We start from the raw sequence: 24914 nt of genomic DNA on the forward strand, positions 1-24914 counted from the left end.
TTTTAATGGTAGTGGATTTGACAGAAGTGAAAAATGACAGGAGTTATAATTGCAGGAGTGAAAAACATATGAACCACGATCTATCAAATACTTCTATGAAAAAAAGAGTTACAGATCTTATCAATATCTGTTCTGACGGACTGTACGAAAGAGAAGAGATCGTTGCAGTTTCACTTCTTTCAGCCATTTCCGGGCAATCTGTTTTTCTATACGGGCCGCCGGGAACAGCTAAAAGTCTGATAGCCCGCCGCTTGTCAAGATTATTCAAGGATACGACCCATTTTGAATACCTGATGCAAAGCTTCAGCACCCCGGAAGATGTTTTCGGGCCGGTCAGCATTCAGGAACTAAAAAAGGACAATTATGTCCGCAAGACCGACCGTTACCTACCCACTGCCGACTTTGCTTTTCTTGATGAGATATGGAAAAGCAGTCCGGCTATCCTGAACACGTTGCTGACCATCATAAACGAAAGGATCTACAGGAATAACGGCAAAGACGAAAAGGTCCCGTTAAAAGCATTGATAGCTGCAAGCAATGAGACCCCTCCGGCCAATCAGGGTCTGGAAGCTCTCTATGATCGGTTTGTAGTGAGAATTGTAGTTGATCCTCTGCAGGAAAAAGAGAATTTTGAAAAACTGCTTGCAGGGGGGCCGGTTTCCACAGATATAGACGTCCCGGAAGGGCTGCAGTTCTCTCATGAACAATGGGAGCAATTCCCCGATGAGATACACAAAATAACTATTTCAAAAGAAGTATTTGCAATTATAAATTCCATCAGGGCTTCAATTGATGAATTTAACAAGGCCAATCCTGAGATCCAGGTTTATGTTTCCGACCGCAGGTGGCAAAAGATGGCATTTGTTCTGAAGGCTTCAGCATTCCTCTGTGACCGGACCGAGGTGATACCTGTTGACACATTCATACTGAGACACTGCCTGTGGACACTTGAAGAGAACAGAGAACATATTGACAGGATCGTTGTAAAATGTGTGCAGCAATACGGATGTGCCAATTATGAAAAGCTCAATAGCTGGATATTAAGTTATGGGGATATTGAACATCAGGTGCATGATACGTTTTTTTATCCAGAGGATATTTATGATACAGAAGAAATTGCCGGTAAACAATACTTTGCTGTAACTTCACCACAGATCAAGAAAAGTCCTAACAGTCCCGATCAGATAAGGACAACGATCCGTTTTTATATCCCTCTGGAAAAGGTCGGTACTTTTGAACCTTTTGTACCCATAGATGAGAATGGAGATCCACAATCACGCCTGGAATGCAATTTCAATGGAAGCAGAACATGTGAGGTCCGGATACAGGAAAAATTACTGACAAGTGGATGGGAGTTTCCTATCAGGAGTAATTCATATGTCAGATGGTTTGATGCAAGCCCGCCTGTAAAATTTAAAAGGGGCACGCCAAAAAGTGTATGCCCGCAAGTCAGATCTGTTTTTGAGGAGGCATGTGGAAATGCTTTGACCTCCCTGGATCAGATAATTGATAACACGGTGTCGTTCATTGCTGCTCAAAAGAAGATGAACGAAACACCGTTCGTACCTGCACAGAAGAGACAATTGATGCTTGATGCATTCAATGCTTTTCTCAGTGATCTGGAAAATCACAAATTAAACGCCCAGCATCTGCTGGAAAAGGTGCAAACACATGCAGTCGCTGAACCGGGAAATTGCTAGAACAAAGACTTTTGTCAATATCCTTCGATCGGAGAGATTTTCCGATCTGGCAGACGAACGCTTTGAGGTCGTACTGAACAGAAAAGTCAGTAACTGGGAAACATCAACCCGCAGCTATTTAGAAAACACACACCCCTTTAAAGAACATCTTTGTGAATTGAGATCTGCAGAGCTGGATTTTAAGACACATGGCAGTTGTGAAGCATCAATATTAACTGACCTGGAAAATCTCAAATCACTTAATAAGTCTGCAAACGTTTCATTCTGGGAACGGAAAACACTTGCTGCAAAAAATGAAGTGGCTATGCAAGAGAACAGGACCCTTAAAGAGATCCTCAATGCAATTCGCAGAAATGAGCAGGAAGCCTGGAGAAAAGAGTACGAAGAACAGTTACTTGACTGGCAACTCATGGAAATCAGGAAACTGCGCACACAGTTTTTGAAATACCTGGAAGAATGGTTTGAAACAATGCAGCAGATGAAAGAAGTATTTGATGACCTGGACATTGAGCCCGGGCTTTTATGGGATCTGGGCGCCGATGAATTAACTGAACAGGATATCTCTTTTCTCAAAGAGTGGGCTGAATACCTGAACAAGGCTAAAGCTGTACGGGACCTGTGCGAACTGATGGGAAGACTGCGAAAGGCAGAACGATCCGATAACACCGAGATAGTTCATTCAACTGTCCGGTACTGTATCAGAAAACCGGACCTCAGCTCCAATGAGATGATGGTTGGCATTGAGCTTGGCAGGGATCTGGAAAATGTGATACCACAGGAGTTAGCTCTCTTAAGTGACGCTGATGTTGCATTGCTTTTTGACCTGAAATACGTTGAAAAGCGGCTGATGTGTTTTTCAAAACAGGGATACAAAGAAGAGATCGTTGAAGAAGTGATCAGCAAAACAGTAACGGTTACAGATGATGAAAAAATGGGACCGATAATCATCTGCCTTGATACAAGTGATTCCATGACAGGTGCCTCTGAATATGTGGCCAAGGCACTGACCCTGAGTATAGTGTCCAGGGCAGCTTCGCAAAAGAGAAAATGTTATCTCATCAATTTCAGTACTTCAATAGAGACTTTAGATCTTACCCCGCCAAAAGGCATTCGTGATCTGCTGAACTTCCTTAAGATGAGTTTCCATGGCGGTACCGATGTGGTACCGGCTTTATATGAGGGAGTACGCATGATGCAAAATGAGAATTATGAAAAAGCAGATCTGCTGGTCATGTCTGATTTTCTCTTCCCCCGCCTCTCACCGGACATTGTTTCCCTGTGCAAGCAACAAAAACAGAATGATAACCGTTTTTTTGCATTAGCTGTCACCTCCTTTGATAATGACCAGGTTGATGAAGAGGTTTTTGACCAAAGCTGGAATTATAACACCCGCCGTGATACACTCTCAGAAATAAGACACAACTGCAGATACAGCGTGGCAGAGAACCTGATCCCAACCTCATTTTCAAGATGAACAGCTAAAACTCCTGTGATATATGCTCAGACTACATAACATAACATAACATAACATAACATAACATTCAGTAGCCATTGAGTTTTATTTCCCGTATCATCTGTTGATCTTAAGTCCTCTGCATGAATGGCTTTTAGCCCGTTCAAATCTGCCACCGGTGAGCAGTCCCGTGCCGCATCCATATGGTGAGATCCGTGTATATCCGCTCAAGATCTTGTAACTCTGTGTAACTCTGGCTTGAAATTATAGCAGCATTATAATTTATCAAAGCCGTATAATTTTTGAAAGCATGATATATTTAAAGCAATTAATTCTATATGCATAAAATACTATTAAGAAATGGGCATGAAATGTTACCCCCTTAGTTAATACATATTGCTGGAGATAGGCGTTTCTCAAACAATGCATCAGGTTGAGGCAGATGGGATCCATTAGGGAGTGGACTTGCTGCAAGGCTTGTGGAGGGCCTCAGAGATAGAACAAAGAATCGAAGTCAAGTGGTAATAATCCATTCCCTTCTGCTATAAAAATAATGAAAACTGGAGAGTAGAGTGAGAATAGAGTGAAACGAGTGAAACTGCAAAAAAGTGATCAAAGTGTTACCAGGATAAACGGCAGACCGATGACTTTTGGAGTAATTTTCAAAGTGATGGGAATAAACGGTTTTATAACTATATGAATGCAGCAAATCAAATACGGGGTATTACTATCAGAAGAAGTGAACTGGATATTACACTTGCTATTTTAAAGATAGCTATGCGGGGAGCAAAAAAAACACATATAGTATATAATGCAAATCTGAATTCAACAATTGCAAATAAGTACCTGGTCAGCATGCAGGATAACCTGCTAGTAGAACAAAAAGGAGATCTGTTCATAACTACTGAAAAGGGTCGGACATATAGGGAAATAGCTAGTGGATTAGAGATCCACTGACTAAAGGTAAACATAACTGGTAAGTAATGATTTTTGAAATTCAGGATTAAAAATGGTCTTAACTTGGAAATGAACATCAATATCATGAATTGCAGGTATGACGATCATTGCAATGATCTTAACCTTAAAAGTCATGTATACATCGTAAAATCATAAGGAGTATAGACGATGGCGCTTATCCTTGTAGTAGAAGATAATATTGAGAATATGGAACTGATCGCTTACCTCCTTAGATCGAAAGGCTATGAAATTGAGCTGGCCATGGATGGAAAAAAGGCTTTAGAGCTTGCCGATAAGTATAATTTTGATCTGATAATATTGGACATATATCTTCCTGTAATGAATGGTTTTGAAGTGCTTAAAAGATTAAAAAGCAGTCTAAACTCAAATACATCAGTAGTAGCTGTTACTGCAAGCGTATTACCAAATAATAAAGAATTGCTTTTTGCTGCGGGATGTTCGGAATATCTGGAGAAACCATTTGCCATAGACGATTTTTGTGAAATGGTTTCCCGTTATGTTTAGTTAGAAGACTTGCATTATATTTTTAAAAGCAAATCATTAAAACACATTTACTTAGAATATGAGCTGTAAGAATATCAGGCATTTGATATTATATGTGCAAAAGTTAAACATATATATGAAAAAAACAATATCAATGGTTTTATTGATCTTAAAGAGTAGAATATCAGACTTGCCGGGGAAAAACGCAAATGAAAAAAAAGCTACTTGATGTATTGTGCATGTCAGAGAAAAGAAAACAAGTGCTTCTATTATTAAGAAATGAAGCAAAAGATATGGAAACTCTGCTTAATTCCATTGATACTACAAGACAAGCTTTACTTCCGCAAATGAAAATATTGCAGGAACATTATCTTATTGAACACTATGATGATATGTATGAACTGACAACTATTGGAAAGCTGATAGTTGAGGAAATGAAACCTCTGTTAGACACAACAGAGGTTCTTGACATCGATATTAATTATTGGGGAACTCACAGCATCGACTTGATCCCACCCCACCTTTTAAAAAGAATATATGAAATAAACGATTGTGTAATTATAGAACCAAGTCTGTTGGAAATGTATGAGATCAACAAGGATTTTCTACAATTGGCCACAAAATCTCGTTCACTATTTTTTATATTTACGTTTATGCATCCTACTTTTCCTTTCATCCTGCAGCAATTCATTGCTGAAAATAAAAATATTTTAGTTATTATAAATAAAGAATTGCTTCAAAAAATAGAAGAGGAATGGTCAGATCTGCTAAAAAAGTTAATTGCTGATAAAAAGGTTAAATTTTACTTGCACCAGGGAGATATTGGACTTTTATCCTTATCTTTAAGCGATTGTTGCTTTGTTTTAAGATTACTGCCTAAAAGTAAATTCAGTAACAAACAAATTATTTCCCGTAACCCCGAAGCATGTAAATGGTGTGAGGACATTTATAATTATTATTTAAATAATTCAACATTAATAACTGAAATATAAGCTCTGCAGTAGTGCCAGAGCTAATTGAATATCAAATGGCGGTGAATTTTATACAGCCGAAATTGGTGAAAACTCCATCGTTTACAATAATAATCCATGACTAAAAAAGAATCTGAAGAGATTAAAAAAGGGGCTCAGTCATTAAGACCAAGAATATTTCTTTTGTCCTTCTTTTTCTCTTCCTTTTTCTCCTTTTTACTGGTCTTTACGAATTCGCTGACTTCTTTCAGCCTGTGCATATCTGCTTCATTGTTTCCCATTTTTGATCCCTTCTCCTTTTTCTCCTTTTAATCTTTAAATATTAACATTTATACTTATTTGCATGTAAAACCATTTTGCCTGAATATTTAAATTATACCTGTTATCTGTTAAACTCAACAACAATATATATAATTAAAATTTATATATTATTATAGACGTTCTCTCACTTTTCCGCAATACTTACTTTTCCGCAATATAGAGAGTAAAAAATGAAAAAGAACATGAGGATCTATAATTTGTTATTCGTTATCGTTCTGGTTATTTTACTTACAACGATTCCTTCAGGTTCTGCAGGTACAGATTAGGAAGGTCATACTTTTAAAATAACATCGGATGAGACTGAACTTAGCATGGCACCTATAAATCCTGCTTTCATAGAATATCAGAAAGAACTGGAACAGGAGCAGAAACAGGAGCAGGAAAACACAGATCCTGAAACTAGCGTAAGTGAAGATATCTTTATCATGGCATTGTCCGGTGAGTCTTCAGGTTCAGCATCAACTGAGAAACTCAGCTCCCAATTATTTTTCAATGAGATTGCAACTGATGAAGATTTACTTCATACAACAGGACTCATACCCTCACCTGTGGATCTCTCATTTGTCTCTTCTTCAGGCAATGTTGCAGCCGTTAGTCCTGCTTCTGGACAGACCATGCCGGATGCACAGCCTTATCCAGGATCTTCCCAGGAGAAACCAGCCAGTTCACTGATGGCTTTGTCCGGTTTGCTGGTAGTCACAACAGTAGCATCTGTCTACAGGATGAAAAGATCAAAGTAATGCTGTGATGTCCGGGCTCCTGAGCTCTGTTGAATTCCTGGTTACATCCAACTCAGGAGCAAAGGTAAAAAGGTGCAAAGCAAGATGTACATACATCTTCACGCCCCTGCACCTTTAGTTTATGTTAATTCTGGTAAAAACGAATATGAAACAAAAAACAACACAAGCAACCGCCGCAGGCGGCGCAATCCTTCAATGCTTTACCGATGGCTATTGAACTTGTTTCAGCATTCGTACTGACAACCTTTAAATTGCAGTTAGAAGGATTTCTGCAGAGCGGGGGATTTATCCTTTTTAAAATGTTAGATTAAATAGATAGGAAATAGGTTTTTTAAAGAGCCGTTTGATAGCCAAATATAAATAGTACAACTGTAATTTTTTAAGTATAGATAATAGGTGGAAAGATGGAACTGGGTGTATTTTCACTGAGCCTTAACGTAAAGGATATTCACACTTCTAAATCATTTTATGAGAAGCTTGGCTTTAAGGTTTTTGACGGCGACATATCGCAGAACTGGCTCATTATGAAAAACAAGAGTTGCATAATCGGACTTTTTCAGGGAATGTTCGAAAAGAACATTCTTACCTTCAATCCCGGTTGGGATGAGAATGCCACCAAACCTGACACGTTCACAGATGTCAGGGATATCCAGAAACAACTAAAAGCCAGAGGTATTGAAATACAGACGGAAGCAGACGAGAACACTTCCGGACCTGCAAGTTTTGTTGTTATCGACCCTGACGGAAATCCCATCCTCTTTGACCAACACGTGGATAGCTGATGTAACTGAAAAAGGTAACCTAGTTAACCAATAAAAATCAGCATCAAAAGAATCAGAAATGTGTGGTGGGCCCGATGAGATTCAGAACCCCGATGACGCTTCGGGAGCGCGGATCGGGGTGCAGAGCTTTGCTCAGCACCGCAATGAAAAGGAGAAAACATCATTTAACCAATTAAAATCAACATCAGAAGAAGTAGTTGAGTATGGTGGGCCCGATGAGATTCGAACTCATGACCCCCGCCGTGTAAAGGCTAAGCCGCATACGTTTTCTACTACAAAACAGCAAGGAGAGCAACTTAGTAAATTGTGGGAGCAGCATAACGAATATTTCAAAAGCTGGCTCAGGAACCGCAATATCTCTGAGGGTACTCAACGCGATTATTATAATTCTCTTGAAAAGTTCTTTTCTAATCCTGATCTATCCATCTTGAAACCGCAGGATCTCAATGCGATCCAACTAAAAGACAAGGAAGAACGCGGATTGCGTAATATGCTTAACTATTTTGAAGATCTTGACATGGATACCGTTGCAGGATACAGCCTTGAGAAATGGCGGAAATACATAAAGATAAAGCAATCCGGTGTAGTAGAAGTCTATCTAACAGACGATGAATTACGCGAAGCCTATAGGGAGTGTGCAGGTGGGTTGAAGTCAGTTTTCAAACTCATGACATACTCTGGAAGCCGGCTTACGCATGTACACGAAATGCTTCAAAAATTTGACGAACGTAACATAGTCATTGATGGTGAGGTTGCTCACTATCCCACATCTAACCTTTCAACTGGAACCAAAAAGACATTCCAGATATTCTTCCCAACATCATTCATACCTGAGCTAAAAGAAATCGGGAAAGATAATACATACGATATTTTGAAAAATTGTCTCTATCACAAAAGGGTTTCTGCAAAGACAATCCGCAAGTGGCATTTGAACCTGATGGTAGCCGAGGGTGTCACTGAGAGTCTTGCAGACTTTATCCAAGGTAGAGCATCTGTGACGGTGGGCAGTGCGCATTATTTGAACAAGGTAAAGCAGGCAAGAGAGGCATACAGGAAGATAGTAGAGAGACTTGAATTTAAATTAATGACAAATCATAAAATTTTTATTCAAGAGAAGCCAGATTATATAGGTAATGAAAACGAATCGCATCAAAAAATCCATCCACAAAAAAGTTGTTGATGTCAAAAAATCATTTCCAAAAATTACTCGTATAACGTTCGTGCTTTTAATTCTAACCTTGCTATTCCTTTCTTTGTGGTACATACCGAAACTTCAGATTTTTCTTTTAGGCGATAGTATACAAGATCCTTTAGAGTTAGCTCAGTTAGAAGACAAGTTCAGATCAACGCTTGCTCAAATACTGGGAGGATTTGTAATTTTAGTAGGTCTATATTTAACCCATAAACGTGTCTTGGCTACTGAACAAAGTATAATTATTTCTCAAGAGGGCCAAATAACAGAAAGATTTACAAGAGCAATTGAACACTTGGGAAAGGATCAACTGGAATTCAAACTGGGTGGAATATATGCTCTTGAAAGAATAGCAAATGAGTCAGAGAAAGATTATTGGCCGATAATGGAGATTTTATGTGCATATATCAGGAAAAATGCTCCGAATGCTAAAAATAATCATGTCATTTCTCCTTTAACTTATAAAGACTATAACGGAATGCGCATGGATATCGAAGCAACACTTGGTGTTTTAACAAGGAGAAATATTGAGCATGAAAAGAACAAAGTTCCAAGAATATTTAATCTGAGTCAAACCTTTTTACCAAAAGCTGATTTTTGTGAAGCATACTTCCCTAAACTCAATCTTTCTCAATCTAATCTTGTTGGAGTTGATTTTCTTCTCTGCAATTTGAAGTTTGCAAACTTCTCAGCTACAATCCTTTCAAAAGCCGACCTTTCTGATGCTATCTTTTACGGCAGTAATTTCCATAAAGCTGTCCTTATAGATGCAAATCTTTCAAGATCAAACTTTTCAAAATCAAACTTTTCACAAGCTAATCTTTCTCAAGCAATTTTAAATCTCACTGATTTTTCAGGTGCTAATCTTTCTGAAGCCAATCTTTCTGGAGCCACAATTGAAGATGTCGATTTTTCAAAAGCTAATCTTTCAAAAGCTAATTTCTCAGGAGCAATAATTTCTGCAGTTGATTTTTCAGGCCTCAATTTATCGGGAGCTAATTTTTCTAATGCCATTTTGGATGATGTCGATTTTGTGGATACAAATCTATCTGGTGTAGATTTTTCCGGTGTTGACCTTTCCAACATTGATATCTCCACGGCCAATCTTTCGGGAGCTATACTTGGAGATAAGTCAAAGAACGTAATTAAAACCTTCAATGAACCTTGTTAATGAACGATATTTCCAGATATAGCATAATCAGGGCAGGCTAGTCGTAATTAATGTGTTCTACTTTTTAAAAAAGAACAGTTACAAATCTTTTTATAGTAGTTATGATTTCATAAAAGTATGGGTAAAAAAATCAGGTTGAGCGACACTCCAACTTTTGATTTGATTGTGAACGTATTATCGAATTACCAATGTCCTGTTGATTGCCCATCTCTTTGTTGTAAGATTCAGAATATTGATTTTGATGGGAAGGACTTGAAAATATTACGCAAAGCTTCAAAAACAAAAACTGAAAAGGCGGAGCGTGTTAGATATAAAGGTTCACTATACTATTCAATAGAGCCTCCATGCCCTTTTTTAGGAGATACAGGCAAATGCACTTCATATGATAGGAGACCTACAGTGTGTAGAATATATCCTTTTAACTGTGATTCAGATAATCTCAGCGTTAAGATTTACCCATGTGATTTGGGAATCAAAATTTTAAGCGATTTCCTCAAATTCAGAAACGAAAAACTCAAGTTGGACATTCCGCAAAAATTAATAGATGATTTGAAGGCTTCAAATGAAATCTTCAATACTAGTGAAGATAACTCTGATGTACTGTTAGTTGGCATTACTTTGAACAATTTAGAGCTTTTTGGTGAATATCTTGATTCAGAACAAAATTGGCGGAACCCAACTCATACTCTATTGTTTTAAAGCGCAGCTATACTCCAGGAATTACCCCGCAGAACACTTGTGACCATAGTCACTGTTCATTCTCGCATCCAAGTCAGCAGTCCAAGGAAGCATACAGGAAGGCTGTAAAGAGGCTTGAAACTATCTTACAATAACCTGTATTATCCCTTGGTTGGGGGACAGTGTTGGAGTGAGGTTCTTAGAATCCCGAGTAAACCTTCCACCACTGCCCCATCCTAAAGGTTAACTCTTGTATCCTTCTTTATCCTCAATATATATATGTTCGCGAGCAGAGGGGTTCACTATATATACTTTTCGAAAGTGGCCAAATTTTTGGCTTTTTTGGGATTAAAATGCAGCAAAATCACCTCATTTTGGGTTGAAATTCTTGTAAATTTAAATACATTTTAATGTTTTTGATAAGCAAAAAACAGATTTTGATGAGTTGCGCGGACAAGTTTACTTGTCTTGCGTACTTTATACAGAATGTGCTAATCAGTCTAAGAAGTAAGGACAGTTATGTCTGCAAATTACGTCTTATAAAATTGTTTTTCTACTGTAAAATACCCATCTTTACAATTTAAGTTAGACAGTCGTAAAGCTTATAAGACTGGAGTGTGTAAAGATATTTTGTATGTGGTGCTGGTAGTCCAACAAGCCATCAGTGAACCACAAAAACGAGGTATATAATGAATAGTGTAACCGAACTTATTGCGCAGATTGAGGCTGAGAAGATGAACGCTACTATCAATACTCAGACTGCCTCAGATAGTGTCGAGAAAACAGCTAATGAACCGGAGAGTAAACTTGACTACAAACTCTCAGGAAATATAGAGAAAGCCTACATCGTTACTAATGATAAAATCTACTTAACAGTCATGGATGAAGCTGACAACTTTAGTTTCGCCCATCTTGAGAATGACGGGATAAAGTTTGAAGAGATGATTCATCACAATGGGAAAAACCTGATTCCTCAAAAATTACCATTCCATAAGGGAGAGTATAGAAAAGTTGTAGGGATTCCACAAAAGTCATTGATCGACAGAGTGAAAACTATGGATACAGAGGAATTATTCAAGGAACTTACTGAACACATGGAGAAATACATCGATGCATCTGAAATGGATATCGATATGTTCGCATATTATGCTATGTTTACATGGTTCTACCCCAAAACTAATACTGTGGCATATCTGCGATTTATAGCCGATACCGGTAAGGGAAAATCCAGATTTTTGCAGGTAATTTCAGATTTGTGTTTCTACCCTGTTAACATGGCTGGTGCAAGTTCAGGAAATGCCATGATGCGATATAACGAGGAATGGCATGGGACACTTGTTGTAGACGAATGTGATCCAAAAGGAGGAGCTGAAGACCCTCTTAGTAAATATTTTAACCTTGGATTTGAGAGGAGGAATTCAGTTGCGAAGTGTAAACCCAGCAACTTTAATGAAATGGACTGGTTCGATCCATTTTGTCCAAAAGTTATTGCAATGAGGAAACCTTTCGAAGACAATGCAACTGAAGGTCGACTGATATCTATAACAACAAAAGAAACACGGAGGAAAGACATACCCGTAAACCTACCTCCCAGCTATGGAAAGGAAGTAGAACGCCTCAGAGCACTAATAACTCGTTGGGCACTTTATAATTGGGACAAAGTTGATGGTACGAAACTCTATGATTGCAGTCATCTAGATATCGAAAACCGGATAAAGCAGATCACAGTGCCTCTATCTTTGATATGCCAGTTGCTTCCAAATAAGGAGAAGATGTTAGAAGAGTTCCTTTATAGAAGGCAGGCTGAAGTTAAACGGGCTAGATCACAATCTATGGAAGGGATGATATTCAACCATGTTTACTCATTGGCTATCGGAGAAGAAAGAATGGGAGATGAATTCCATGAATTCAGAACAGAGGGAGGACTTATTGCAGTTACACCCACGATGGTATCAAAGAACTTGAACATCAGCACTAAGACGATTGCAGGATATCTCCAAAGCATTGGCATGATCTCAGAATCAAACCGAAAGGAGTTCGCAAGTGGTAACAAAAAGGTAATCCGTTACTATGCTGTTCCTGACCAATCTACATGGGAAGAAATCATTCAGCGATACTGGTGCGGAGATAATACCCCTGAATGCCCACAAGCATTGAGGTCAAGAAGCTTTGATAGCTTCCCTAATTAATTGTTACAGATGATACGGTTGTAACAGTTATATCCTTAGGGGGTGGGGCAGGTGGGAGTAAATTTAATGAATACGATATATATATATATAAATAATATTGTATTCCATTATTCACCTGTCCCCTCCCTTAAGGCTCTTCTATGAACTGTTACATCTGTTTCAAGCGTTACATTAATTGTGTCTTCGGCTTCCCACCAACCTGCCCCCAATCCAAAAGTTCCCATTCACTGTAATCACCAGGGTAGGGAGATAGAACAAGGGCGAATTATCTTTTGAGGGGGTATTCCTTCTCTAGGATAGAAATATCAATTCGATAGTCTCAACTCAAATATCCATAGAAATAGAACAATGTTTTTCCTTGTCTCTAGAGCAAAGTTCTCTAAGCTGTCCCAAAGATAATTATAGCAGTTATTATTTAAAATAACCGATATAAAGGATTATTACATTAACACATATCCTGTTGAGGGTATGAAATTATGAACAATAACAATAACGTGATCCTTTCAATTAGTACAACTTTACAGAGGCATGACAATGGCTATTAAAAAATCGGAACTATATAGCTCCCTCTGGAAAAGTTGTGATGAATTACGAGGTGGCATGGATGCCTCACAGTACAAGGACTATGTGCTGACACTTCTTTTCGTGAAGTATGTATCTGATAAGTATGCAGGCAAGCCTAACGCACTGATCGAAGTTCCTGAAGATGCCAGCTTTGACTACATGGTGTCCCTCAAAGGTGATAAAGAGATAGGGGACAAGATGAACAAAGCTATTGGTACTCTTGCTGAGGCTAACGGCCTAAAAGGTGTTGTTGATCTTGCCGACTTCAATGATGATAGCAAACTTGGAAAGGGCAAGGAGATGGCTGACAGGCTCAGCAACCTCATTGGAATATTCCAGAATCCTGACCTTAACTTTGGTAACAATCGTGCTGAAGATGATGATATCCTGGGTGATGCCTATGAGTATCTGATGAGACACTTTGCTACGGAGTCAGGCAAGAGCAAAGGGCAATTCTACACACCTTCTGAGGTCTCGCGAGTTATTTCCAAGGTCATTGGAATCAAACGCGATACGCGCCAGGATCAGACAATTTACGATCCAACATGCGGCTCTGGTTCATTGCTGCTTAATGGAGCCTATGAAGCACCTCGAGGTCTCACTATATATGGACAGGAGAAGGACAATTCAACTGCGGGTCTTGCCAGAATGAATATGATCCTGCATGATAATCCTACGGCAGAGATATGGCAGGACAATACACTATCCACACCTCATTTCAAGAATCCTGATGGTGGCATCAAGACCTTCGACTTTGTAGTAGCAAATCCCCCCTTCTCTGACAAAGCATGGAGCACCGGTTTTAATCCAAGTGAAGATGAGTTTAAACGTTTTGAAGATGGTATGCCACCCTCAAAGAACGGAGACTATGCTTACCTGCTCCATCTGATCAAGTCCATGAAAAGTACGGGTAAGGGAGCAATAATCCTGCCCCATGGTGTCCTGTTCCGTGGCAATACTGAAGCTGATATTCGCCGCAACCTCATCAACAGAGGTGTAATCAAAGGCATCATAGGTCTGCCTGCAAACCTTTTTTACGGAACTGGAATCCCTGCCTGTATAATCGTGCTGGATAAGGAATTTGCACAGGAACGTGAGGGCATCTTCATGATTGATGCTTCCAGAGGCTTCATGAAGGATGGTAATAAGAACCGCTTGCGTCATCAGGACATACACAAAATCGTTGATGTCTTTAACAGGCAGTTTGAGATCGAACGCTATTCCCGCATGGTCAGTGTAGAGGAGATCAGGGAGAATGATCACAACCTCAATATCCCACGTTACATAGATAGCACTGAGCCTGAGGATCTTCAGGATATCGAAGGCCATCTCAAAGGTGGCATTCCTGACAGGGACATAGAGAATCTGTCCGAGTATTGGGATGTTTGTCCTACACTCAAAAACACTCTGTTCGAAACTGCTGACCGGTCGGGTTACAGTGTTCTCAAGATGGAAGAAGCCGAGATCAAACCTACAATCTATTCCAATCCTGAGTTCAAAGAATATACGAACACTGTTCGGGAATTGTTTGACCAGTGGCATGACAATAATGCAGACCTTCTAAACAACATCGATTCAGATGACCATCCGAAAGAGTTGATATATGCTATCTCCGAGGACCTTCTCAAGGTCTTCACAGGTGTTTCACTCATTAACAAGTACAATGTTTACCAGCATCTGATGACCTATTGGGCTGACGTGATGCAGGATGATGTCTACATGATAACCGGTGATGGATGGCTTGGTGCCTGCCAGTTGAAGGAGATTGTTGGCAAAAGCAAAGAGACCGCTGACATTGTCATTGGAAAACGCAAATACAAGGCGGACCTAATCCCGCCGGAACTTGTGATTTCACGTCATTTCAATGATGAGAAAGCAGCTATTGAGAAACTGGAATCAGAACTGGAGAACCTGAACCAGCAAATGGAAGAGATAAGGGAAGAGCATGCTGGAGATGAAGGGCTGCTCAATGATGTAATCAACGATAAGGGTAACATCACCAAGAAGGATCTCACTGCCCGCTTGAAAGAGCTAAAGCATAATCCGGAAAGTGATGATGAACGTGCAGTTCTCGAAAAATACCTTGAACTTACTGACAAAGAAGCTGATGTTAAGAAGCAGGTCAAGGATGCGACTGAAACATTGAACATAGAGGTTCTGGAGAAATACTCAAAGCTCACAGAAACAGAAGTCAAAACACTCGTAGTTGAGGACAAATGGTTCAGCACTCTATGTTCGGATGTTAAGAAAGAGGTTGACCGTGTTTCTCAAGAACTCACCAGTAGAATCAGACAATTATCAGAGCGCTATACCACTCCCCTACCTGCCCTCTCCTCTGAGGTTGAAGAGTTGAGTGCTAAAGTGGATGGACACCTGAAGAAGATGGGGTTTGTATGGAACTGAAGCCGGGTTACAAGCAGACAGAAATAGGAGTGGTTCCGGACGACTGGAATTTGAAGAACCTTAGCGATTTGGTTACATTCCTCGATGGAAAGAGAAAACCAGTTAAAGATGTTGACCGTGCAAAAATGCGTGGGTCAATTCCATATTATGGGGCTTCTGGGATTGTTGATTATGTTAACGACTATCTTTTCGATGAAGATTTAATCCTGCTAGGAGAAGATGGAGAAAATATTCTTAGTAGAAACTGTAGACTTGCTTTTAGAATATCGGGAAAAGCATGGGTCAACAACCACGCACATGTTTTAAGGCCAAACTCAGATATCGATATAATTTTCTTGACAGAGTATCTTGAGTCTCTAAATTACGAAAAATTTAACTCTGGTACCGCTCAACCGAAGTTGAACAAACAAACATGTTCCCGTATACTCATTACTCTCCCACCAACTAAAGAAGAACAACAAGCCATCGCCACTGCTCTCTCTGATGTGGATGCCCTCATAGACTCACTGGACCGGCTCATCACCAAGAAGCGTGATATCAAGCAGGCTGCAATGCAAGAACTGCTGACGACAAAGAGAAGGTTGCCAGGGTTTAGTGGTGAGTGGGTGGAAAAACAACTTGGAAAAACTGCAATTCTCAAAGCTCGAATTGGATGGCAGGGGTTGACAACTAATGAATACCTTGATTCCGGTGATTATTACCTTGTCACAGGGACTGAGTTCAAAGGTGGGTATATTGATTGGAATCAATGCCATTATGTTACCAAACCTCGTTACGAGCAAGACAAGAACATCCAACTAAAAGAACATGATGTTCTCGTGACGAAAGATGGGACTATTGGTAAAGTGGCATTAGTTGATTACCTCCAGAAACCAGCTACTTTAAACAGCGGAGTATTTGTAATTCGGCCGAATGGAGATGCATTTCATCCCGAGTTTTTCTATTACCTACTCTGCTCAAATATTTTCAGCGACTTCTTATCTCAGCTTAGCGCAGGATCTACAATTAATCATCTTTATCAGAAAGATTTCGTTAATTTCATCTACAGAACACCACCAACCCTAGAAGAGCAACGTACTATCGCCACTGTCCTCTCTGACATGGATTCTGAAATTACTGCTCTTGAAAAGAAGCGTGACAAAACCAAACTTCTCAAACAGGGGATGATGCAGGAACTACTAACCGGAAGGATTAGATTGATATGAACACTGTTGGACAAAGAGAACGGCAAACCCAGAACAGAGTCGTTAAATTATTCAGTGACAAAAAGATTCTGGATTATAAGTATCTGGGTAACTGGCAGGACCGGGAGAACAATCGTAACATTGAGGAATGCTACTTAATTCCGTTTTTGCGGGATGAACAGGGTTATGATGAATCCCTGGTCACTAAAGCACTCTATGAGCTGAACAAGGTTGCCGGTGACCAGAGCCGCCGTCTCTATGATACCAACAAAGATGTCTATAGCATGCTCCGCTATGGTGTGAAGGTAAAACCAGAGCATAGTGAGAACACGCAGACCGTATGGCTCATTGACTGGGAGAATCCTTTACGTAATCATTTTGCCATCGCTGAAGAAGTGACCATTGTAGGAGAACATACCAAGCGTCCTGATATCGTGCTCTATGTCAACGGAATTGCACTTGGTGTACTGGAACTCAAACGCTCAACCATCTCTGTGAGTGAAGGTATTCGCCAGAACCTTGGAAATCAGAACAGCACTTTTATCCGTCCGTTCTTCTCCACCATTCAACTTATCATGGCCGGTAATGACACCCAAGGATTACGTTATGGTACTATCGAGACAAAGGAGAAGTATTATCTAACTTGGAAAGAGGAGAGCGAAGTAGAGAATCTACTCGACCGACACCTCCTCCAGTTATGCAACAAAGAGCGCTTTTTAGAGATAATTCACAACTTCATCGTTTTTGATTCCGGAACAAAAAAAGTCTGCCGCCCCAATCAGTACTTCGGTGTTAAGGCAGCACAGCCATTTATCCACCGGCGCGAAGGTGGGATTATCTGGCATACACAGGGAAGCGGTAAAAGCCTTACAATGGTCTGGCTGGCTAAATGGATTCGCGAGAACCTTAGTGATTCAAGAGTACTGCTGATCACTGACCGCGTAGAACTGGACGACCAGATAGAGAAAGTGTTCAAAGGGGTCAGTGAAGAGATTTACCAAACCAAGAATGGACAGGATCTAATCAACAAACTCAACGCCAACCTGCCCTGGCTCATATGTTCACTAATCCATAAATTCGGCAGTAAAGCCAAGGGCACAGAAGAAACGGATATCGATGGTTTTGTTGAAGAGATCAGCAAAGCGCTTCCTTCAGATTTCAAAGCAAAAGGCAACATCTATGTTTTCGTTGATGAATGCCACCGTACCCAGTCCAACAAACTCCATGCGGCCATGAAAAGGATCTTACCAGATGCCATGTTCATTGGTTTCACCGGCACCCCCCTTCTCAAGAAGGACAAAAAGACAAGCATGGAGATTTTCGGACGCTATATTCACACTTACAAGTATGACGAAGCTGTTGCCGATGGCGTAGTCCTTGATCTGCGTTATGAAGCACGGGACATCGACCAGACAATCACTTCGCAGGCTAAGATTGATCAGTGGTTTGAAGCTAAGACCAGAGGCTTAAACGATATCGCAAAGGCTCAGCTCAAAAAACGTTGGGGCACCATGCAAAAAGTGCTCTCCAGTCAGTCAAGGTTAGAGAAGATTGTCGCTGACATACTACTTGATATGGAAACAAAGGATCGCCTGCAAAGTGGTCGTGGAAATGCGATGCTTGTAACCAGTAGCATCTACGAGGCCTGTAAGTGTTATGAATTGTTCACCAGGACAGATCTGCTCGGAAAGTGTGCGATCGTCACCTCATACAAGCCTTCACCAGCAGACATTAAGGTAGAGGACAGTGGGGAAGGACTGACCGAGAGATTGAGACAGTATGAAATCTACCGTAAGATGCTGGCTGAATGGTTCAATGAGCCCGAAGATACTGCAATGTACAAGGTCGAAGAATTCGAAAAGGCTGTCAAGAAGAAATTCATTGAAGAACCCGGACAGATGAAGCTCCTGATAGTGGTTGACAAACTGCTGACAGGCTTTGATGCACCTCCTGCCACCTATCTGTATATCGATAAGCAGATGCGTGACCATGGTTTATTCCAGGCGATCTGCCGTGTGAACCGGCTTGATGAAGAGGATAAGGAATACGGTTACATAGTCGATTATAAGGACCTCTTCAAGAGTCTTGAAAGGGCCATTGATGATTACACTTCCGAAGCCTTTGATGGTTACGAAAAAGAGGATGTAGAAGGACTTCTCAGCAATCGTGTGGACAAGGCTCGCGAGAGACTGGAAGAAACCCTTGAAGCAGTGAGAGCACTCTGTGAACCAGTGATAGAGCGGGACACGACTGCATACCTTCATTATTTCTGTGCTGCCGATACTACCAACAAGGATGAGCTAAAGGAGAATGAACCCAAGAGGCTGGCTTTATACAAGGCTGTAGCTGCCCTTCTGCGTGCATATTCAAACATTGCCAGCGACATGGTTGAAGCAGGTTACAAACCAGAAGAAACCCTGCGGATTCGTCATGATGTTGAGCACTACGAAATGGTACGTAACGAAGTAAAACTGGCCAGTGGTGATTACATAGATCTCAAGATGTACGAACCTGCAATGCGCCATCTTATTGATACCTACATCCGTGCAGAGGACAGCGAAAAGATATCCGCTTTCGATGATATGTCACTGGTACAACTTATTGTCGAAAGGGGGCAAGATGTCATTCAAGGATTACCCAAGAGCATTAGTGAAAGCCGGGAAGCAATAGCCGAAACCATTGAGAACAATGTTCGCAGGCTCATTATTGATGAATCACCGATCAACCCCAAGTACTATGAGAAGATGTCCGAACTGCTGGATGCACTTATCCTAGAACGCAAAGCACAGGCCATTGAGTACAAAGAATATCTCAGAAGGATAGTAGAGCTGACTAATCTGGTGTATAACCCAACAAGCAGTTCCAATTATCCAAAAACACTTAACACTCAGGCCAAAAGAGCATTGTATGACAACCTTGGACAGGATGAGGGATTGGCATTGCGAATAGACGAGGCAGTGCTAGCAAACAAACAGGATGATTGGCAAAATAACCACTTCAAACGAAAGCTTCTTCGCAATGCAGTTCAAAGCGTGCTTTACGAAGAACAACAGATAGGCGACGTTATGAAACTGGTTGAGGAACAAGAAGATTACAAGTAACACCATGCATCAAATCAATGTTAACGGGCTTGTTGTTGATGTTGTCCGCAAGAATATAAAGAACCTGCATCTCGGAGTATATCCGCCAGAAGGCAGGGTCAGAGTAGCTGCTCCCCTGAGAGTTAATGATGAAGCAGTCAGACTGGCTATAATATCCAAGCTATCATGGATCAAACGGCAGCAAAGCAAATTTCAGACACAGAACAGGCAGTCTGCTCGAGAATATGTCTATAGAGAAAGCCATTATTACCTTGGTCATCGCTACCTGTTGAATGTTGTTTATCACAAAGGACCAGGTAAAGTAATTATTCGCAACAAAAGCGTGATTGATCTTTATGTCCGTGAAGATGCTGATGAGGCTCAGCGTGAAAAAGTTCTCGTGGAGTGGTACCGGAGAGAGCTGAAGAAGCAGATTCCACCTCTTATACAAAAATGGGAACAGATCATTGGTGTGAAGGTAAACTCTTGGGGAGTCAAAAAGATGAAAACAAAATGGGGTAGCTGCACTCCTGAAGCTGGAAGAATTTGGTTAAATCTGGAACTCATCAAAAAATCATCTAACTGCCTTGAGTACATCCTAGTCCACGAGATGATGCACTTGCTTGAAAGGAAACACAATGATCATTTCAAAGAATTGATGGACTTCTATATGCCACATTGGCGTTTGTACAGGGATGAACTGAACAGGATGCCATTGGCGCATGAGACATGGACCTACTGAGAACTCGTTCAAACCTTTTAGCCACACCTGTCCCATCTATACTGGATAGTACAGATAAACAAACACGGCCGCCATCCACGAAATAAGCAAGGGTGATAACGTCTATCACCTACTACTTAGAGAAGACAACGTAGACGTTGATATAGCTGTTGAAATCCAAGAGCTGATCAATGAATACAAGCGTGTAAACGAAAATTACTTTGCAGAAGATATCATCGCCATTGCTGAACAAGTCATTGCAGAAAAAGAGCTTACACTAGTTCCTTACACGAATTTCAAACTCTTTTTCTAAAATTTATCATCGTGTACGAGCTAAGTTAAACGTTTAGCTTGTGCTATGTAAAAACGGAGAGACAATTTTTGGGCGACTATCCAGAAAGAACTTATTTACCATTGAGGCAGCGCCCTGACAGCGAAGCAGCGAAGTACCCACGCAAAGAGCAGGTGCCAAACCACACGCAATGTAAAAATTGAACTACGCAGTGTTCCAAGATCAAACAGTAAGATAATATTGTTCTTCAGGTGAAGATTCCTACAGCAAACTCACAGTAGTGGGGCAGTGAGGGTTCAACCTCCACCTGCCCTCCCTCTCAAAGTTCGTGGTCGTTCAGGTTATTATCGCATACGGAAATAGCGTATTGCGCAACGGATATATAGCATTGTGTAATAGGTGATATTATGGAACTGATAGGAAAAGCAAAGGTGTCCAAGCACAAGATAAACGAAAAGCACACATACCCTTTGATCCGGTTCCCCGAGACTCATCTTGATTTAGCAGGGAACACAATGCATATTTACGAAACTATGTGCAATGGTAAGCGAGCGATAGTCTTGTATCCTGACGATGATCTTGACGCAGAGCTCGTACCAGCGTTGAGCAATGGATATAACCCCATTGCACAATTACAGAGTTCCGTTGCGCAATCTAATGATAACACTACACGAATTGATGTGCTAGAACAGAGGTTAGAAACGATAACAGAAGCATTAGAAAAGTTAAGTGGGCCCGATGAGATTCGAACTCATGACCCCCGCCGTGTAAAGGCGATGTCATAACCGGCTAGACCACGGGCCCATTGGTGTGCGAATATGTTGTTCGGTGGCGCTTTCGCCCTCGAGCAACTCCATAATGTAACTAGTTCTATATAACCTTTTTCTCCGGATGGCAATTCGGGGGTGGATGGGCAGGGATTAGAGCGGGTTAGCCGGGATTGTAATGGTGCTGGCAAAGGGGGTGCTCATACAAGATAATCCACCACTATGCGGTCTGAGCTGATCCTCTTTACAAATTCAGCAACTTGCAGATGGTCAGGGTGTTTCTGGTATACTATAAGTCTGGCCTTATCTTTGAACTCTGAGTAAAGGGAGATGTCATAGGCAGCACCTGATGGATTGATGTTGATGCCCACTTCCATGACCTCTATCTCAGGTATCATGTCCTTGAGAGCTTCAAGCATTCCTTTCATTATCAATGCATTCTCCGTCTTACTGCTACCTTCGGCATGGTCCAGCAACTTCCACATCACAATATGCTTTAACATCGAATTTACCTCATCCTTCAAATGCACACATCTCTTTTATGCTTAACCATGGAAGTGCAGGAAAAGCAGGAAAATAGCAAAGCAGGAAACCAGCAGGAAAAAAGAGGAAAAAAGAGGAAAAAAGAGGAAACCAACAGGAAAACAGCAGGAAAAGAAGAAAAAACATCACAATACAAACCATTAAAGAACCGGCAGTCAACCCGCAGGCAGACTGACGGCATGATCTGACATGTATTTAAATAATAACAAACTGAAATAGGGGCATAATGCCTCATGATACAAGTGATGAGGACGAGGACTACGAGATAGAGGTCGTCGAGGAGTACATTGGAGATTACGGAAGTGTCCGCTCCATAGTGCGTGAGGCGTTGCCATTTGAGCTCATGGCCACAATAGGAGGAGTATTGGCAGGACTGATCCTCTCCGGCATGAGCCAGGAACTGGAAATGATACCTGGGCTCATAGTCATAACACCCGCTGTACTGGGCATGCGCGGGAACATATCCTGCACACTGGGCTCACGTCTTGGAAGTGCCATCCACATGGGTCTTATCACAAAGATAGACAGCAATCCCGAACTTGTGAACAACGTTTCAGGGTCCCTGCTGCTCAGCCTTATAATGTCCTTCATACTGGGCATTATGGGCCATCTAATAACCGTGGGCCTGGGTCTTGAAAGTGCAGGTGTGCTTGCCCTTACATCCATAGCGGTCCTTGCGGGAGTGTCCTCAGGAGTCATTCTCTCTGTCGTTGCTGTCCTCCTGGCACTTGGAATGTTCCGTTTCGGATTCGATCCCGACAATGTTGTAACCCCTGCCATTGCCACCATTGGTGACATCGTATCCATGCTGATGCTCTTCCTGTCTGCAAAGGTGGTGCTTATGATATGAGCTACTACACAGTAAGAGGCATCATAACAAGAGGATTCCCCATTCTTCTTGTCACCTCCATCATAGGCATATTCTCAGGGCAGATACTTAACCTGGAGATAGGGAATCTCGTATCCATGCCCATCATACTTGTACTGATACCGGCACTGATCAAGATAGGAGGAGATACCGGAAGCATGCTTGGGGCCAGACTCTCATCATCATTCCATATGGGTCTTGGAAGCCATCTGCACCGCAACCCCGTTGTCCGCAACAGTGTCATAGCAGCCCTGATAGTAGGGCTTAGCGCCTGCACATTTGTGGGCATCATGGTGTGGATCCTGGGAACCGCCCTTGGCATGGGGATGCCCTTCACAAAACTCATGGCCCTGTGCCTGATAGCCGGCACTTTTGAACTAATTGTGGTTTTTTCAGCCACTATATTCATTGCATTCGCATCCCACAGGTTCGGAGTGGACCCCGATGACACGGTAATCCCGCTTATCGCCACCCTTGGAGACCTTGTCGGTGTCATCGGCATATTTGTGACGATGTATATCCTGAACATAATCTAAAACATAATATAATCAAAGACCAAATAACCAATAAGAACACATAAACGGTAGGAATTTATGAGTCCCAAGGAAATAAAGTATATTCCGCGCAATCTCAAAGATCTTCTGATCGAGATGAAAGACACATCCGAACTTATGGTGGACCTGGCATATTCGGCCATGGTCTACGATGACGAGGACATTGCCGAAGAGGTCATCCGGCTTGAAGAGAAGATGGACACACTGGATTATCACATGAAGATAGCTGCCATGCTCAGCACAAGACGTGTTGAGGAGGCTGAGGCTATGTCCGGTGTGCTCCAGGTTGCACGTGCATCCGAGAACATAGCCAATGCTGCCGGAGACATTGCAAAGATAGTCTTAATGGGCATGGGTATTCCCATGGAACTGAAACTTGCGATGAGAGAGGCCGAGGAGACCATCACCAGGGCCAGGGTCAGCGCAGACTCGCCCATTGCCGGCAGGAACCTGGAAGACATCGAATTTGACACCGAGGCAGGCATGTGGATCATTGCTATCCGCAGGAGCGAGGTCTGGATATATGACCCAAACCATGCAACCCGTATCAGACCGGATGATGTACTCTTTGCCCGGGGGCACGATGAAGGCGTCCATCTGTTCATAGAACTGGTGACAAACCGCAAATACGTCCCCAGGGAGATCCAGCATGAAAGATTCCTGATCGACCTTGAAAGAGCTGTTGATATTATCGTGGAGATGAAGAACATGGGTGAACTTTCCGTAGGACTTGCCTATTCCGCCCTGCTCTTTAACAATGAGGACATAGCCCATGAAGTAAAGGCCCTTGAGGTGGAGATGGATTCCATGAAACATGAGCTGCAGCACTGGGTGCTTGAGACTGCAAAACATGTCCCTGATGTGAACATCCTGCGAGGTCTTTTGCAACTTGCAAACTCCGCTGAAGCCATATCAGACGCTGCCTACACCATTGCAGATACGGTCCTCAGGGATATAGACCTGCACCCAATAATCACAATAGCTGTGAGGGAATCCGATGAGGTCATCACAAAACTCATTGTCCAGGACTGCTCCCCGATAGTCGAAAAGACATTCGGCCAGCTAAAACTGGAAACCGAGACAGGTGTGCATGTAATGGCTATAAAGAGAGATGAAAGATGGGTCTACAGGCCCAACAAGAGGACCGTTGTGCAGCCTGGGGATATTCTCATAGCCAGAGGTTCACATACCGGAGAAGAAGCACTGTTTGAAATGTGCGCCTGTCCGCTTGACGATAAGAACGATTCCTGACAGTGCAAAGTAAAAAGCACGGATCGGCT

At 41.6% G+C, this 24914-nt stretch carries 21 protein-coding genes and 1 tRNA gene; 19 read left to right on the forward strand and 3 right to left on the reverse strand.

Annotation, left to right across the window (positions count from 1 at the left end):
• The first annotated feature begins 95 nt into the window (after positions 1 to 95).
• The 5 genes from V7O64_RS02745 (at position 96) to V7O64_RS02765 (ending at position 5606) form a co-directional block, all read left to right on the forward strand.
• Positions 96 to 1700: an AAA family ATPase gene (locus V7O64_RS02745; protein ID WP_407356507.1), complete on the forward strand. Its 1605-nt coding sequence runs from the start codon at positions 96 to 98 to the stop codon at positions 1698 to 1700.
• Positions 1672 to 3174, forward strand: coding sequence for a VWA domain-containing protein (locus V7O64_RS02750; RefSeq protein WP_407356508.1), 1503 nt, complete (start codon positions 1672 to 1674; stop codon positions 3172 to 3174). The genes V7O64_RS02745 and V7O64_RS02750 overlap by 29 nt, the downstream gene beginning before the upstream one ends.
• 675 nt (positions 3175 to 3849) lie before the next feature.
• Positions 3850 to 4110, forward strand: a complete 261-nt coding sequence (locus tag V7O64_RS02755; RefSeq protein WP_407356509.1) for a winged helix-turn-helix domain-containing protein — start codon at positions 3850 to 3852, stop codon at positions 4108 to 4110.
• A 168-nt stretch (positions 4111 to 4278) separates the two neighbouring features.
• A complete protein-coding gene (locus V7O64_RS02760; protein WP_407356510.1) occupies positions 4279 to 4635 on the forward strand; it encodes a response regulator in 357 nt (118 codons plus the stop codon).
• 188 nt (positions 4636 to 4823) lie between these two features.
• Positions 4824 to 5606 (forward strand): helix-turn-helix transcriptional regulator, encoded by a 783-nt coding sequence (locus V7O64_RS02765; protein WP_407356511.1) that lies wholly within the window; start codon positions 4824 to 4826, stop codon positions 5604 to 5606.
• Positions 5607 to 5740: 134 nt separating this feature from the next.
• Here V7O64_RS02765 and V7O64_RS02770 read toward each other — a convergent pair whose 3' ends face one another.
• Entirely contained in the window at positions 5741 to 5866 is a 126-nt protein-coding gene (locus V7O64_RS02770; protein ID WP_407356512.1) for a hypothetical protein, read from the reverse strand.
• Between the two features lie 351 nt (positions 5867 to 6217).
• On the opposite strand from V7O64_RS02770, the gene V7O64_RS02775 reads away from it, so the two are divergent.
• From V7O64_RS02775 to V7O64_RS02820, 10 genes are all read left to right on the forward strand, one after another.
• Entirely contained in the window at positions 6218 to 6646 is a 429-nt protein-coding gene (locus V7O64_RS02775) for a hypothetical protein (RefSeq protein ID WP_407356513.1), read from the forward strand.
• Between the two features lie 404 nt (positions 6647 to 7050).
• Complete coding sequence (locus V7O64_RS02780) at positions 7051 to 7428, forward strand: VOC family protein (protein ID WP_407356514.1); 378 nt, start codon at positions 7051 to 7053, stop codon at positions 7426 to 7428.
• Between the two features lie 58 nt (positions 7429 to 7486).
• Positions 7487 to 8608 carry an integrase gene (locus tag V7O64_RS02785; RefSeq protein ID WP_407356515.1) on the forward strand — a complete coding sequence of 374 codons (1122 nt, stop codon included), beginning with the start codon at positions 7487 to 7489 and terminating at the stop codon, positions 8606 to 8608.
• Positions 8562 to 9791, forward strand: a complete 1230-nt coding sequence (locus V7O64_RS02790) for a pentapeptide repeat-containing protein (protein WP_407356516.1) — start codon at positions 8562 to 8564, stop codon at positions 9789 to 9791. The genes V7O64_RS02785 and V7O64_RS02790 overlap by 47 nt, the downstream gene beginning before the upstream one ends.
• 117 nt (positions 9792 to 9908) lie before the next feature.
• Positions 9909 to 10490 (forward strand): YkgJ family cysteine cluster protein, encoded by a 582-nt coding sequence (locus V7O64_RS02795; RefSeq protein WP_407356517.1) that lies wholly within the window; start codon positions 9909 to 9911, stop codon positions 10488 to 10490.
• Positions 10491 to 11158: 668 nt separating this feature from the next.
• Positions 11159 to 12658 carry a hypothetical protein gene (locus V7O64_RS02800; RefSeq protein WP_407356518.1) on the forward strand — a complete coding sequence of 500 codons (1500 nt, stop codon included), beginning with the start codon at positions 11159 to 11161 and terminating at the stop codon, positions 12656 to 12658.
• Positions 12659 to 13192: 534 nt separating this feature from the next.
• On the forward strand, positions 13193 to 15625 hold the full coding sequence (locus tag V7O64_RS02805) for a type I restriction-modification system subunit M (RefSeq protein WP_407356519.1): 2433 nt from the start codon (positions 13193 to 13195) through the stop codon (positions 15623 to 15625).
• Positions 15616 to 16830 carry a restriction endonuclease subunit S gene (locus V7O64_RS02810; protein WP_407356520.1) on the forward strand — a complete coding sequence of 405 codons (1215 nt, stop codon included), beginning with the start codon at positions 15616 to 15618 and terminating at the stop codon, positions 16828 to 16830. The genes V7O64_RS02805 and V7O64_RS02810 overlap by 10 nt, the downstream gene beginning before the upstream one ends.
• Entirely contained in the window at positions 16827 to 19910 is a 3084-nt protein-coding gene (locus V7O64_RS02815; protein WP_407356521.1) for a type I restriction endonuclease subunit R, read from the forward strand. Before V7O64_RS02810 ends, V7O64_RS02815 begins: the two co-directional genes overlap by 4 nt.
• On the forward strand, positions 19885 to 20631 hold the full coding sequence (locus tag V7O64_RS02820; protein WP_407356522.1) for a M48 family metallopeptidase: 747 nt from the start codon (positions 19885 to 19887) through the stop codon (positions 20629 to 20631). The genes V7O64_RS02815 and V7O64_RS02820 overlap by 26 nt, the downstream gene beginning before the upstream one ends.
• A 1001-nt stretch (positions 20632 to 21632) precedes the next feature.
• On the opposite strand, the gene V7O64_RS02825 is transcribed toward V7O64_RS02820, so the two are convergent.
• Both V7O64_RS02825 and V7O64_RS02830 read right to left on the reverse strand, forming a co-directional pair.
• A tRNA-Val gene (locus tag V7O64_RS02825) sits at positions 21633 to 21706 on the reverse strand.
• A 163-nt stretch (positions 21707 to 21869) separates the two neighbouring features.
• Positions 21870 to 22172: a Dabb family protein gene (locus V7O64_RS02830; protein ID WP_407356523.1), complete on the reverse strand. Its 303-nt coding sequence runs from the start codon at positions 22170 to 22172 to the stop codon at positions 21870 to 21872.
• Positions 22173 to 22220: 48 nt separating this feature from the next.
• Between V7O64_RS02830 and V7O64_RS02835 the strand changes: the two genes are divergently transcribed.
• Genes V7O64_RS02835 through V7O64_RS02850 form a run of 4 tightly spaced genes read left to right on the forward strand, consistent with a single transcriptional unit; the run spans position 22221 to position 24885 of the window.
• Entirely contained in the window at positions 22221 to 22400 is a 180-nt protein-coding gene (locus tag V7O64_RS02835; protein ID WP_407356524.1) for a hypothetical protein, read from the forward strand.
• A gap of 38 nt (positions 22401 to 22438) precedes the next feature.
• Entirely contained in the window at positions 22439 to 23062 is a 624-nt protein-coding gene (locus V7O64_RS02840) for a magnesium transporter (protein WP_407356525.1), read from the forward strand.
• Positions 23059 to 23616 carry a magnesium transporter gene (locus V7O64_RS02845; protein ID WP_407356526.1) on the forward strand — a complete coding sequence of 186 codons (558 nt, stop codon included), beginning with the start codon at positions 23059 to 23061 and terminating at the stop codon, positions 23614 to 23616. The genes V7O64_RS02840 and V7O64_RS02845 overlap by 4 nt, the downstream gene beginning before the upstream one ends.
• 57 nt (positions 23617 to 23673) lie before the next feature.
• Positions 23674 to 24885 (forward strand): potassium channel family protein, encoded by a 1212-nt coding sequence (locus V7O64_RS02850; protein WP_407356527.1) that lies wholly within the window; start codon positions 23674 to 23676, stop codon positions 24883 to 24885.
• Positions 24886 to 24914: the final 29 nt, after the last annotated feature.

The sequence above is a fragment of the Methanolobus sp. WCC5 genome, from assembly GCF_045690325.1.
Taxonomy (GTDB): Archaea; Halobacteriota; Methanosarcinia; order Methanosarcinales; family Methanosarcinaceae; genus Methanolobus.